12 protein-coding genes and 1 other annotated feature are annotated in these 14,153 nt (G+C 46.1%); of the genes, 10 read left to right on the top strand and 2 right to left on the bottom strand.

Annotated features, from left to right (window positions below; translation table 11 throughout):
- Positions 1–53 precede the first annotated feature (53 nt).
- The 7 genes from AY633_RS02710 to opp4C all read left to right on the top strand — a co-directional run bounded on the left by AY633_RS02710 (position 54) and on the right by opp4C (position 8,325).
- Positions 54–986: a beta-ketoacyl-ACP synthase III gene (locus tag AY633_RS02710; RefSeq protein WP_068463208.1), complete on the top strand. Its 933-nt coding sequence runs from the start codon at positions 54–56 to the stop codon at positions 984–986.
- Positions 987–1,013: 27 nt separating this feature from the next.
- The gene (gene fabF, locus AY633_RS02705) at positions 1,014–2,249 is read left to right on the top strand and encodes a beta-ketoacyl-ACP synthase II (RefSeq protein WP_068486266.1); all 1,236 of its coding nucleotides are present in this window, start codon (positions 1,014–1,016) and stop codon (positions 2,247–2,249) included.
- 241 nt (positions 2,250–2,490) lie between these two features.
- Positions 2,491–3,534 carry an ABC transporter ATP-binding protein gene (locus tag AY633_RS02700; RefSeq protein WP_068486265.1) on the top strand — a complete coding sequence of 348 codons (1,044 nt, stop codon included), beginning with the start codon at positions 2,491–2,493 and terminating at the stop codon, positions 3,532–3,534.
- On the top strand, positions 3,531–4,541 hold the full coding sequence (locus AY633_RS02695) for an ABC transporter ATP-binding protein (protein ID WP_068486263.1): 1,011 nt from the start codon (positions 3,531–3,533) through the stop codon (positions 4,539–4,541). The genes AY633_RS02700 and AY633_RS02695 overlap by 4 nt, the downstream gene beginning before the upstream one ends.
- 27 nt (positions 4,542–4,568) lie before the next feature.
- On the top strand, positions 4,569–6,278 hold the full coding sequence (gene opp4A, locus AY633_RS02690) for an oligopeptide ABC transporter substrate-binding protein (protein WP_068486262.1): 1,710 nt from the start codon (positions 4,569–4,571) through the stop codon (positions 6,276–6,278).
- Positions 6,279–6,426: 148 nt separating this feature from the next.
- Positions 6,427–7,392 (top strand): oligopeptide ABC transporter permease, encoded by a 966-nt coding sequence (gene opp4B / locus AY633_RS02685; RefSeq protein WP_068486259.1) that lies wholly within the window; start codon positions 6,427–6,429, stop codon positions 7,390–7,392.
- 15 nt (positions 7,393–7,407) lie between these two features.
- Complete coding sequence (gene opp4C, locus AY633_RS02680; RefSeq protein WP_068486257.1) at positions 7,408–8,325, top strand: oligopeptide ABC transporter permease; 918 nt, start codon at positions 7,408–7,410, stop codon at positions 8,323–8,325.
- 61 nt (positions 8,326–8,386) lie between these two features.
- Here the strand turns inward: opp4C and trpS are convergent, their stop codons facing one another.
- Positions 8,387–9,379 (bottom strand): tryptophan--tRNA ligase, encoded by a 993-nt coding sequence (trpS, locus tag AY633_RS02675; RefSeq protein WP_068463194.1) that lies wholly within the window; start codon positions 9,377–9,379, stop codon positions 8,387–8,389.
- 67 nt (positions 9,380–9,446) lie between these two features.
- Positions 9,447–9,659 (bottom strand) — a binding site (T-box leader).
- A 50-nt stretch (positions 9,660–9,709) separates the two neighbouring features.
- Complete coding sequence (locus tag AY633_RS02670; RefSeq protein ID WP_068463192.1) at positions 9,710–10,051, bottom strand: DUF3899 domain-containing protein; 342 nt, start codon at positions 10,049–10,051, stop codon at positions 9,710–9,712.
- A gap of 243 nt (positions 10,052–10,294) precedes the next feature.
- Between AY633_RS02670 and AY633_RS02665 the strand changes: the two genes are divergently transcribed.
- The 3 genes from AY633_RS02665 to opp3C all read left to right on the top strand — a co-directional run bounded on the left by AY633_RS02665 (position 10,295) and on the right by opp3C (position 14,146).
- Positions 10,295–12,007 carry a peptide ABC transporter substrate-binding protein gene (locus AY633_RS02665; protein WP_068486255.1) on the top strand — a complete coding sequence of 571 codons (1,713 nt, stop codon included), beginning with the start codon at positions 10,295–10,297 and terminating at the stop codon, positions 12,005–12,007.
- Between the two features lie 184 nt (positions 12,008–12,191).
- Complete coding sequence (gene opp3b, locus AY633_RS02660) at positions 12,192–13,127, top strand: oligopeptide ABC transporter permease (protein WP_068486254.1); 936 nt, start codon at positions 12,192–12,194, stop codon at positions 13,125–13,127.
- On the top strand, positions 13,127–14,146 hold the full coding sequence (gene opp3C, locus AY633_RS02655; RefSeq protein ID WP_068486252.1) for an oligopeptide ABC transporter permease: 1,020 nt from the start codon (positions 13,127–13,129) through the stop codon (positions 14,144–14,146). The genes opp3b and opp3C overlap by 1 nt, the downstream gene beginning before the upstream one ends.
- Positions 14,147–14,153: the final 7 nt, after the last annotated feature.

Below are 14,153 nucleotides of genomic sequence, written 5' to 3'. Positions count from 1 at the left end.
TTATTAACACCAGGTACTAATAATTGATATTAATCGAAATGAGGGATATAGATATGAATGCTGGAATCATTGGTACCGGCAGATGCTTGCCGGAAGATAAATTGACCAACTTTGATTTGGAGCAGCGCATGGACACCTCGGATGAGTGGATTCGAACCATGACCGGCATTGAAGAACGCCGGATTGCACGCGATGAACAAGATACATCGGATATGGCCCGGGTCGCGGCGCAACAGGCAATCGCATCTGCTGGAATCGATCCAGCAGACATCGGACTGATCCTAGTAGCGACTGTCACGCCTGACCGCCCATTCCCTTCTGTCGCATGCGATATTCAGCAGCAAATTGGTGCGGTAAATGCCGCAGCCATGGACATTTCTGCCGCATGTGCGGGGTTCATGTACGGGGTCATCACAGCGAAACAATTCATTGAATCGGATACGTATCGCTATGTCTTAGTAGTTGGTGTTGAGAAACTCTCGAAAATCACCAATTGGGAAGATCGCAATACGGCTGTCTTATTCGGCGATGGAGCTGGCGCAGCTGTAATTGGCAAAGTGTCAGAAGGCCGCGGGATTCTATCATTCGAACTCGGGGCGGACGGCACTGGCGGCGAACATTTGTATCAAGACAAGCATTTGGTCATGAATGGCCGTGAAGTGTTTAAATTTGCGGTGCGCCAAATGGGGGAGTCCGCCATCAATGTGATCGAAAAAGCTGGCTTAGACAAAGAAGATGTCGACTTTCTTATCCCGCATCAAGCGAATATCCGAATCATGGAATCATCTCGGGCTCGTCTTGATTTACCGGTAGAGAAAATGTCGAAAACCATACAAAAATACGGAAACACTTCAGCAGCGTCAATTCCAATCTCACTTGTAGAAGATTTAGAGGAAGGCCGTATCAAAGATGACGATGTAGTTGTCATGGTCGGCTTCGGCGGTGGCTTGACTTGGGGCGCAATTGCTATGAAGTGGGGGAAATAATCGGATATGCGAAAGGAAGTAAATCAAATGGAAAATCGTCGTGTCGTCATAACAGGTATTGGTGCAGTATCGCCGCTTGGAAATAGTGCAGAAAGCACATGGGAAGCGGTCAAAGCAGGCAAGTCAGGCGTAGGCCCGCTAACGCGCTTGGATGCCGATCAGTATCCTGCGAAAGTAGCTGCAGAAGTAAAAGACTTTTCAATCGAAGATTACATCGAACGTAAAGAAGCACGTAAGATGGACCGCTTTACTCACTACGCACTCGCTTCATCGATCATGGCAATGAAAGATGCGCAACTAGAGCTCGATGAGAAAACCGCTCTCCGCACGGGCGTGTGGATCGGATCCGGCATCGGTGGGATGGAAACGATTGAAAACCAAATGGACGTGTTGAACTCACGCGGTGTTCGCCGCATCAGCCCATTTTTCGTGCCAATGATTATTCCCGATATGGCATCAGGCCAAGTATCGATCCACTTCGGTGCAAAAGCCATCAACTCTTGCTCGGTAACGGCTTGTGCATCCGGCACGAATTCGATCGGCGATGCCTTCAAGGTCATCCAGCGTGGAGATGCGGATGTCATGATTTCAGGCGGCGCAGAAGCTCCAATCACACGCTTGTCCGTAGCCGGTTTTACAGCAAATACGGCATTGACAACCAATGCAGATGTTAAAACGGCATCACGCCCATTCGATAAAAACCGTGACGGCTTTGTCATCGGCGAAGGTGCTGGCATTGTCATTCTGGAAGAATACGAGCACGCCAAAGCACGCGGTGCGAAAATTTATGCAGAAGTGGTCGGCTATGGCTCCACTGGAGATGCGCATCATATTACGGCTCCAGCCCCAGGTGGCGAAGGAGCAGCACGCGCTATGCAACAGGCTATTGAAGATGCAGGCGTTGAAACAGACGTGATCGGTTATATCAATGCGCATGGCACGAGCACGCCTTATAATGATATGTTCGAAACGATGGCAGTCAAGACGGTCTTTGGCGACCACGCTTACAAGCTCGGTATGAGTTCAACAAAATCAATGACAGGGCATTTGCTCGGCGCAGCAGGCGGCATCGAAGCCATCTTCACGGCTTTGGCCTTGAAAGAAGGCATCATGCCACCGACGACCAATTACGAAACACCAGATGAGGAATTGGATTTGGATTATGTACCGAATGAAGCTAGAACGGCTGATTTCTCTTATGCGATGAGCAATTCACTAGGCTTTGGCGGACATAACGCTTCACTCGTCTTCAAAAAAGTATAAAGCTTATCGAAAAACTCCTGGAAACAGGAGTTTTTTTATGTAATTTTTAATATAGCAATCAATTCAAAGTGGGCTATCATAAGCGATACATAGCAAAAGCAAGACATGGGAAAAGAAATGATTTTCTCTATATGGTAATCATTTCTTAAAATACAAAAATTATATTGCGCATGTAATACTTTTGTAATATGCTTAAAACTAGTTGGAATTGACAGAAAAAAAAGAATTTTGAGGTGTTTTCATGACAGCTTATGGAATCAATGAGTCTACACCGCTCTTGCGGGTTAAAAACCTCCAAACTGGGTTCAAAATTGACGGCGATTATTATAACGCAGTCGAGGGAGTCAGCTTTGATGTCTTGCCGAAGCAAATCGTCGGGGTAGTAGGCGAATCAGGTTGCGGAAAAAGCGTTATGTCGCTATCCATTATGCAATTGCTGCCGAATGGCGTCGGCAAGATCCGAGGCGGCGAAATCGAATTCGAAGGACAAGAAATTTCAAAATTTTCCGATAAGAAAATGAATGATATTCGAGGAAAAGACATCTCGATGATTTTCCAAGAACCGATGACTTCGCTCAATCCAGTATTCACCATTGGCTATCAAATTGAAGAAGTGATTTTGAATCATGAGAAACTGACCAAAAAAGAAGCTCGGTTGCGGTCAGTCGCCTTATTGAAGCAAGTGGGGATACCGCGGGCTGAACAAATCGTCACTGAATACCCTCATCAATTGTCCGGGGGGATGCGCCAGCGCGTCATGATTGCCATGGCGATTGCGTGCCAACCAAAATTGCTGATCGCCGACGAGCCGACGACCGCGTTGGATGTGACGGTGCAAGCGCAAATTCTTGAATTGATGAAAGGCATACAAGAAGCGAACGATATGTCGATCATCCTCATCACACACGACCTAGGAGTCGTAGCAGAAATCTGCGATGAAGTATTGGTCATGTACGCGGGGAAAATTGTCGAGCGCGCATTTGTCGACGACTTGTTCAGCAGTCCCAAACATCCGTATACCGAATTGTTGATGAAAGCAGTCCCTAAAATGGACGAAGACGTCGAGGAGCTTGCGACGATTGAAGGGCTTGTGCCATCTGTTATCAATATGCCCCAGGTAGGCTGCCGTTTTGCGAACCGTTGCCCGAAAGCGATGGCAGAATGCCTGACGGTAACACCACAGCTTGCAAAAGTGGACAATCGACACGAAGCTGCGTGCCTATTATATGAAGAAAGTTGGCCTAATGGCGAAAAAAGAGAACGACAAGGAGCCGCAACATTATGACCACTAGAGATTTTATCCAGGATCGAATTGATCACTTAGATAAGCGTGAAAATCTTCTGGAAATCCGGAATTTGAAAAAATACTATCCAGTCACCGGCGGCTTTTTCAAGCGGACCATCGGCAATGTCAAAGCGGTGGACGACGTGTCGTTTGCGATTAGGAGAGGGGAGACGCTTGGTTTGGTCGGCGAATCAGGCTGTGGCAAATCAACTGCTGGGCGGACCATCCTGAGACTGATGAAACCGACGGAAGGCGAAATCCTTTTCGAAGGAAAAGACATTACCCGGTTATCAGGGTCTAAATTGCAAAAGGCCAGGCGCGATTTCCAAATGGTGTTCCAGGATCCCTACGCGTCGCTGAATCCGACGCAGATGGTCGGCGACATCATTTCTGAGCCGATCCTCAATTACGAAAAGCGCAATAAAAAAGAATTGGAGCAGGAAATCAAGACGCTCCTGAAGCGAGTTGGCTTGCCTGAAGAGGCTTATTATAAATACGCCCATGAATTTTCAGGCGGCCAAAGACAGCGCATCGGCATCGCCCGCGCGCTGGCACTGCACCCCAAGCTGATTGTCGCAGATGAACCGGTATCGGCACTCGATGTTTCCGTGCAATCGCAGGTGCTGAACTTATTGAAGGAACTGCAAATCGAATTCGATCTGACCTATCTCTTCATTGCGCACGACTTGAGTGTCGTAAAGCATATGAGCGATCGAATCGGCGTGATGTATTTGGGCAACCTCGTAGAGCTTGCTTCAAATAAAGATTTATACAAAGAACCGCTGCATCCTTACACGCAGGCGCTCATCTCCGCAATTCCGGAACCGAATCCGGCAAAGCGGAAAGAGCGGATTGTCTTGAAAGGGGATGTGCCGAGCCCTCAAAACCCGCCTGCGGGCTGCCCGTTCCACACGCGCTGCCCGGTAGCGATGGAAGTCTGCTCACAACAGAAACCCGTGTTGACAGAAGTGCGGCCAGGCCATCAAGTTGCGTGCCATTTGTATTGATCAAAAAATTTTTTAGGGGGAAAAAAGATGAAGAAAAAATCGTTACTCTGGCTTTTCGCGTTAGTGCTTGTCCTGTCTGCGTTTCTGGCGGCATGCGGCGGCGACGATGGATCCAGTGAGTCAGGTTCAGAAGGGGGATCTTCTGATGGCGAGCCGCAAGAAGGCGGAACGCTGGTCTATGGTCTTGATGCGCCACCAGAAGGTTTGTTCTCTTCCGCGTTCTATGGCATTGCCACTGATTTTGAAGTCATCGAACTATTCGATGAAGCGTTAATCAGCTATAACGAAAACTTAGAGCCAGAACCGAACGTTGCTTCTTGGGAAACAGAGGACAATAAAGTCTTCAACTTCACATTCGAAGAAGGCGTGAAATGGCATAATGGCGAAGAATTGACTGTCAACGACTGGGTGTTTGCGCTAGAAACCATCGCAGATCCTGACTATGACGGCCCCCGCTATGCAAATGTTCAAACAATCGAAGGCGCTGAAGCATACCGCAGCGGCGACGCCGATTCCATTTCAGGGATCGAAGTGGTCAGCGATTACGAAATCAATATCACTTTCGACGAAGCACGCGTGAACAACTTAACGAACCTATGGGCATATCCGCTTCCTGAATCCGTTCTTGGCGATGTGCCGGTCGCTGAAATGTCGGCTTCGGAATGGGTGCGTTCGACTCCAATCGGAATCGGGCCGTTCAAAATCGATAAAATCGTTCCTGGCGAGTCCGTCGAATTCTCGAAATTCGATGAATACTGGAACGGAGATGTCAATTTGGATAAAATCGTCCTGCGCGTAATCGATAACTCTTCTGTTGTCGGGGCTTTGCAGAACAACGACATTGACATGATCTCCCTTCAGCCGGTATCCGGCCCTGAAGTTGAGCCTTTGGAAAACGTGGAAATCGTTACGTATCCTGGATTGACGTATTATTATGTAGGATTCAAGCTTGGCAAATTCGATAACGAATCCCAAACGATCACAGAAGAACTTCCGAAATACCAAAGCAAGGAGCTTCGCCAAGCGATGATGTATGCATTGAACCGCCAGGAATGGGTGGATGCATTCTTCTTCGGCTATGCGGATGTCGTCAACAAGCCGGTACCGTCTTCCCACTGGAATTCAGCGGATGACAGCGAGTTGATTCAATATGAATACGATCCTGAAAAATCGAAACAAATGCTGGAAGACGCAGGATACGTCGATACGAATGACGACGGATTCCGTGAAGACCCGAATGGCGATGAGTTTATCGTGAAATTCTCCCACTACGCAACAGGCAACCCGACTTTCGAATCCCGTGCCCAGCAAATTGCACAGTATTTCGAAGAAGTAGGACTGCGTTCTGAAGTAGAAATGGTCGAAGTCAACCTTTACTACGACATGGTCGAAAAAGATGATGCTTCCATTGAAACCTTCTTCGGCGGTTGGGGCACTGGAACTGACCCGGATCCATCGGGCCTATGGAAAGCAGATCAATTATGGAACTATCCTCGCTACAACAATCCGGAAGCGGATCAATTGCTAGACGATGCACTTGATATCGAAATCGTCGGCACGGATCAGGAAAAACGCAAAGAATTGTATGTAGAGTGGCAGAAGATCGTCAATGAAGACCTCCCGATGCTCTATATCGCGGAACTTGAAGAAATCAAGGCATTGAACACACGTGTCGGTGGAGTTGAATATGATGTATCTGGTCAAAACAGCCCTGCTGAATGGTTCGTAACCGAATAAACTCAGCACAAACCTTCAACGATGGGCGATACGCCCGTCGTTGAATCTTTATATGAAGCTCTTATGCACGGGAAAGGCTGTTTTTGCCAAATACCCCTTCCCGTGCAAAAGAGCATAGCCCAGAACCTATCAGACAAGGAGAGTACCTATGCTTAAATATTCGATTAGACGATTGCTTGGAATGATTCCGATGTTAATATTAATTTCCATCGTGGTCTTCAGCCTCGCTAAACTAATGCCGGGCGATTCGCTCAGCGGGGAAATCGATCCGCTCAATACCGACCCTCAATACATAGCAGAAATGCGTGAAAAGCTCGGCTATAATGACCCATTGCCGGTTCAATATGTTAATTGGATCAGTGGATTCGTCCAGGGGGAGTTTGGCAAATCCACGCGTTTTCAGATTCCGGTATTCGACTTGATAATGGAAAAAATACCGAATACTTTATTGCTCGGCATCACGGCGCTCATCATTACGTATATCATGGCATTCCTCATGGGCATGTATTCAGGAAGGCGTCCATATACGTTAGGGGATAATGCCATCGCAGGATTCAACTATATTATGCTTGCGATTCCATCGTTCGTCGCTGCCGTTTTTGCGATTTATATTTTTGCCTTCCAGCTAAATTGGTTCCCGTTTGCTGGCTCCGTCGATATTTTGGCACAAGAGGGCAGCTTGGAGTACTACTTGAGCCGCATGCACCATGTGTTGTTGCCGGCAATTGTGCTAGGAGCGATGAGTACAGCGAGCTATACCCAATTTTTACGCAATGACATCATTGAAAACTCCCGCAAGGATTTTGTCCGTACAGCACGCGCGAAAGGGACACCGATGAAAAAGATCTACAATGTCCACATCCTGCGCAATTCCATCATTCCCTTGGTGACGTTCCTTGGATTTGATTTTGCTGCATTGATCGGCGGAGCGATCATTACGGAAACGATTTTTACATACCCGGGAATTGGGCAATTGTTCTTGGAGTCAGTGACAAGCCGTGACTATCCGACCTTGATGGCTTTGACCATGCTTTTGTCGTTCCTTACGTTATTCGGTAATTTATTGGCTGATATTCTATACGGCGTCGTGGATCCACGAATTCGCCTGGATTGAGGAGGAAGCAGTAAAATGGCATCATCAACTACCATTGCTCAACAAAAAAAGCCGGAAAGAAGTTTATCTCCATGGCAAATAGCGAGAAGAAAGTTTGTCCGCAATAAATTGGCGATGATCAGCTCATGTTTCATCGTGCTGGTGACATTAATGTCGCTGTCAGCACCGTTTCTCGCACCGGTATTATCGCCGCTTCCGGATATCTCGAAAGTGAACATCGGAGCGATGAATATCGAGCCGAATAGCGAGCATCTATTGGGTACGGATAAAAGCGGCAGAGATGTTTTGACCCGCTTGTTCTACGGCGGGCGGATTTCACTCCTCGTTGGCTTTAGTGCGACACTGATGGTCATCGTGCTCGGAACGTTAGTAGGGGCATTAGCCGGATTTTTTGGTGGCATGATCGATAGCATTTTGATGCGCTTTACCGATTTCGTATTGAATTTCCCATTCCTGGTATTTGTCATCGTCTTGAACACTATCCTTTATGGCATCGTCGATGGTTTATGGGTCTTGATCATGGTCATCGGTGCGCTCAGCTGGGGCGGGGTTGCCCGTCTCGTCCGGAGTAAAGTATTAGCGGAGAAAGAAAATGAGTATATCCTTGCAGCTTTGTCTATTGGCTGCTCTCCATTTAAAGTCATCACTAAGCATTTGCTGCCGAATGTCGTTTCGACGATCATCGTTCAAGGGACGCTGATTTTCGCGACGATGATCGTCATCGAATCGGCGCTCAGTTATCTTGGTTTTGGGGTTCCGCAAGCGACGCCGAGCTGGGGCAATATGCTGTCATCTGCCAACGAGCCGGACGTGCTGCAAGGCAAGCCATGGATTTGGATGCCGCCAGCGATCATTATTACCTTGACGATCCTGTCGATTAATTTTATCGGCGAAGGGTTAAAAGATGCGTTAAATCCGAAATCATTGCGCTAACAGAAACCACATAAAAAGGATGAACGAGTGGCATTCCACTTGTTCATCCTTTTTTCTTGTATTAACGCTTGCGTTTGCGGCCAAGGCCCATCGCGTTCTCCATTTTTTTCAATGTCTTGTTGGCGATGACATTGGCTTTTTCTGCGCCTTCGTCGAGAACCGTATCGAGTTCATCAGAATCAAGCAATTTATAATAGCGTTCTTGAATCGGTGCTAGGTGGTCGGTAATTGCTTTGGCAACACCCGCTTTAAACTCGCCGTAGCCGCCGCCTTCGTATTTAGCGACAAGTTCGTCGATTGAAGCTCCCGTCAAGGCAGCTTCAATTGACAGCAGGTTGGAGACACCCGGTTTGTTCTCCGGATCGTATTTAACGATTCCTTCCGAGTCTGTCACAGCACTCTTTACTTTCTTTTCAATGGTCTTTAAATCATCGAGTAATGTAATGATTGATTTTTTGTTTGAATCAGATTTGCTCATCTTTTTCGTCGGATCCTGCAAGGACATGACTCGTGCGCCATGTTTTGGGATACGGATATCCGGAATCGTGAAGATGTCGTTGTATTTTCTGTTGAAACGCTCCGCCAGATCACGTGTCAATTCGATATGTTGCTTTTGGTCATCGCCGACAGGGACGATGTCTGTTTGATACAAAAGAATATCAGCAGCCATTAAAGGCGGGTAGGTAAGGAGGCCGGCAGAGATCGAAGCGGCCTTTGCTGATTTGTCTTTAAACTGCGTCATGCGTTCGAGTTCGCCGATAGTCGATACGCATTGCAGCATCCAGCCAGCCTGGGCGTGTGCTGGAACTTCGGATTGGATAAACAGCGTCACTTTCTCCGGATCGATGCCGACAGCAAGATACAAGGCAGCCAGCGACTTGATGCTCTTTCTTAATTCGAGACGATCTTGCGGCATGGTAATGGCATGTTGGTCGACGATGCAAAAGATGCAATCGTATTCTTCCTGTAGATCCGTGAACTGCTTAAAGGCTCCGATATAGTTACCAAGTGTGACCGTGCCGGTTGGCTGTACGCCTGAAAAAATTTTCTTCAATGAAATTCCTCCTCTGAGTGGTGATCCTAAAATTGGATATAAAAAAGCACATCTTCGTCCCTGGAACTAAAGGGACGAATGATGTGCGGTTCCGCGGTACCACCCTGCTTGCCGCAAAGCGGCCTCTTGTCTCCGTAACGTGGAGAACACGAAAGCGGCTACTTGTTTCGCCGCTTTAGCTCGAAAGTCCATTCAATGAAGGCTTCTGCTTGTTTCCACCAACCACAAGCTCTCTTTTATAGAAGAAACTTCATCTACTACTCTTTGTCAACGCTCATTTGTATTAATTTTATTATAATACAAAAGAGATTGTTGCTGCAATATGCAATTCTATTGTTGATAAATTGCAAGTGAAATCGCCATCGCTAGCAATGTTACGCCGCCAATAATAAGTAGCGGGAAACTGGAGAAAGCCAACACTTCTGAAGGCAAGCGCATTTCATCATCGTCCAAGGTGGATTTGCTTTTGAAAAATTTGCGCATGCTCATCGTAAAGATGTCGAAAACTCCTGTCTGGACAACGAAGACCCAAAGTCCGAAAAATACAAGCACTCCCCCGTAAATAAAGGAGTTATTAATGTATGACAACAGTGAAAACGGTTCGCTTCGGAAGAGCATTGTCAGCAATACTAGCAACTGCACAACGGCAATTCCGATAATTATTTTTCTCATTAGTGCACCTCTATTCGCTCTTTATTGTAGAAGAAATAGCAAAAAAAATCAAAAAAACATTCGAATTTCGATCTTAAAGAAAACGCTTACATGACGCGCTTTTCAGCCTATTGATGGGTTTCCTAACAGCATGATTACTGGGGAAAGTGTAAAATATTCCAAAAAAAACGCTGTACAACAATAAATATTTATGTATAATTAATCATGTACCAATTTTTCAGAAAATTTAAGGGGGCAAAATCAGTGAAAAACAGCAAGATTTTATGGCTACTTGGCCTGGTTTTGGTACTTAGTGCTTTCCTAGCTGCTTGCGGCGGCGGAGATGACACTGATACTGGGACGGAAAACACAGACACAGAAGGTACAGAAGGCGCAGAAGGCAACGGCGGAGAGCCGGATTCTGTACAAGAACTAAACTTGATCGAAGGAGCAGAAATTCCATCAATGGATTCTTCGATTGCTGAGGATGCAGTAGCATTCAACATCCTTAACAACGTAAACGAAGGTTTGTTCCGTTTGAACCAAGAAAACATTGCTGAACCTGCACTTGCTGAAAGCGAGCCTGAGATCAGTGAAGATGGCTTGACTTACACTTTCAAACTGCGTGATGCTAACTGGTCGGACGGTACACCGATCACAGCTAACGATTTCGTCTATGCTTGGCAGCGCGCGATTGACCCAGACACTGGTTCACCTTACGGACCTTACATGATGGCTGGAACAATCAAAAACGCTAAAGAAGTATCTGAAGGGGACATGGAAGTTTCTGAACTAGGAATCACTGCTGAAGACGACAAAACACTTGTTGTAGAACTTGAGCGCCCAACTCCTTACTTCATGTCATTGATGGCTTTCGGTACATTCTACCCATTGAACGAGGAATTCGTTACTGAGCAAGGCGATGACTACGCTTCAAACTCTGAAACAATCCTATACAACGGACCGTTCACTCTTACGAACTGGGATGGCACTGGCCTGACTTGGACAATGGAGAAAAACGCTGAGTACTGGGATGCTGAAACTGTTCAACTTGAAACAGTTAACGTTGACGTTGTAAAAGAAACTTCAACAGCAGTTAACCTTTACCAATCTGGTGAAAAAGACCGTGTCGGACTTTCTGGTGAATTCGCAATGCAATATGCTGAAGATCCAGAAGTGGTAAAAGAACTTGAACCGACTTTGTTCTACTTGAAATTCAACCAAGAGCGTAACGGAGAAGAAACTCCACTTGCTAACGAAAACATCCGTAAAGCAATCGCTACTGGTTTCAACAAACAAGATCTAGTAGACGTAGTTCTAGCTAACGGATCTCTTCCAGCTAACTACCTAGTACCAACTGATTTCACTTTCAACGAAGCGGGCGAAGACTTCCGTGATATCAACGGAGACATGCTGCCATTCAACGCTGAAGAAGCGAAAACTTATTGGGAAAAAGGCTTAGAGGAAATCGGCGAAACAGAAGTGACATTGGAACTTCTTGGCGGCGACTCTGAACTTGCTGGTAAAATGGATGCTTATTTGAAAGAGCAACTTGAAACAAACCTTGAAGGTTTGACAGTTAACTTGAAAGCTGTACCATTCGGCGTACGCCTTGAGCTTGATGAAGCACAAGACTACGATATCCAAAACTCTGGATGGGGCCCTGACTTCCAGGATCCGATGACATTCATCGACCTATTCGTAACTGGCGCTTCTCACAACTTGATGTCTTACTCTAACGAAGAGTTCGATAACTTGGTAGAGCAAGCTAAAGGCGAATTGGCACAGGATGCTGAAGGACGCTGGGAAGCAATGGCTCAAGCTGAAAAAATCTTGGTTGAAGAAGACGCTGCTATCGCACCGATCTATCAGCGCGGTATCATGTCCCTTCAAAAGCCATATGTTAACAACATCGTTAAACACCCATTCGGTGGAGATTACAGCTACAAATGGGCTTATATTTCCGGTAAGGAATAATTATTCCCAACTGAATGTACTTTAGGAAAACATAATAGAGAGAGAGTATATCAAGGGATTGATATACTCTCTTTTCTACTGTAGATAAATTCACCGAAAATTAGCGGTATTCTGCTTAATCAGAAAAATACAGGTGTCGATTGACACTTGATATAATAGAGCGATTTTATTTTGGAGGTGCACCATGGCACGCTATATTGGAAAAAGATTAATTTATATGTTCATCACCTTAGCGCTTATTGCCACGTTTACATTTTTCTTGATGAAAATATTACCAGGTTCCCCTATTGCATCCGCAGATAAGCTATCTCCTGAACAACGGGCAGTCGTAGAGGCACGGTACGGACTGGACCAACCCCTTCCTGTTCAATATTTCGATTATATGTTTGGTTTGCTACAAGGCGATTTGGGAATTTCGATTAACCAATTCAAAGGCGCAGATGTAACGGATGTTATTTTAAGCCGCATGGGGCCGTCAGCCCAGATCGGATTCCAGGGAATGCTCCTCGGAACTGTTCTCGGAATCCTGTTCGGGATGGTAGCGGCGCTCAGGCAAAACACGTGGATGGATTACGGAAGTACAATTGTCGCGATTATCGGTATATCCATTCCATCATTTGTTTTTGCATCCATGCTACAATATTGGCTCGGTTTAAAATTGGATCTGTTCCCAGTGGCATTGTGGAAAGATGGATTCATGTCCAGCGTATTGCCGTCGATCGCATTGGCAATGTTTCCGCTGGCGACAGCTGCAAGGTTTATCCGTACTGAGATGATTGAAGTTCTAGGCTCTGATTATATTACTTTGGCAAAAGCCAAAGGGGCCAGCGGATCTGAAATTGCATTTAAACACGCATTCCGAAATGCTTTAATTCCATTGATTACTGTTCTTGGGCCAATGGCTGTCAGCATTTTAACAGGGTCTCTCGTAGTTGAGCAGATTTTTGCAATTCCTGGAATCGGTGAGCAATTTGTAAAATCAATCATGGTTAGTGACTTCTCAATCATCATGGGGACGACAATTTTCTTCTCCGTATTCTTGATTGTCATTATTTTAGTGGTAGATATTTTGTATGGCGTCATCGATCCTCGTATTCGTCTTTCAGGAGGTAAGAGTTAATGACACAGAATTATGATAAACTTCCTCAAGATGCATTTACTCGCATCCCTAGGGATACACAAGAAGCAGAGAAAATTTCAAAACCAAGTGTCAGTTTTTGGCAGGATGCTTGGCGCAGTCTGAAGAAAAACAAAGGTGCAATCCTCAGCTTGATTCTATTTGGCTTGATTGTCCTTATGTCTTTTCTCGGGCCGGTAATTAGCCCTTATGAACCAAATGACCAAACGATTACACACGCCAACTTGCCGCCTAAGATTCCGGTAATCGAAAACTTAGGAATCATGGATGGGGTAGGTACACTAGGCGGACGTCAAGTCGACTTGTATGAAATGAAAAATGTCGAACAGAATTACTGGTTCGGGACGGATGGTCTTGGCCGTGACATGTTCTCGCGTGTATGGAAAGGGACGCAAGTATCCTTGTTCATCGCATTCGTAGCAGCAGCGATTGATATGTTGATTGGTGTCATTTACGGCGGGATTTCCGGTTATTTCGGAGGCCGTGTGGATGATGTCATGCAGCGTATCGTAGAAATTTTGACTGGTATTCCAAACTTGGTCGTTGTTATCCTCTTTATCCTCATCATGGATCCGGGGATACTCGCGATCATCATTGCCTTGACCATAACCGGTTGGACCGGTATGTCACGGGTAGTGCGCGGACAGGTTCTTAAATACAAGAGTCAAGAGTTCGTCCTGGCTGCTCGCACACTCGGTGCAAGCGACAGCCGCATCATCTGGAAGCATTTAATGCCAAACGTACTTGGAGTCATTATCATCAACACGATGTTCACGATTCCAGGCGCAATTTTCTTCGAAGCGTTCTTGAGCTTTATCGGACTTGGGCTTCAAGCTCCGGATGCGTCTCTAGGGACATTGATCAATGATGGATACAAACTGATTCAGTATCAGCCTCATATCCTGTTGTTCCCAGCTGTAGTCTTGAGTTTGATCATGATTGCATTTAACTTGATTGGTGACGGTTTACGTGATGCGCTCGATCCGAAGATGAAAGATTAAGGAGGAA

The sequence above is a fragment of the Planococcus maritimus genome (assembly GCF_001592825.1).
GTDB classification, from domain to species: Bacteria; Bacillota; Bacilli; order Bacillales_A; family Planococcaceae; genus Planococcus; species Planococcus maritimus_C.
This window is presented reverse-complemented; position numbering and strand designations above follow the sequence as displayed.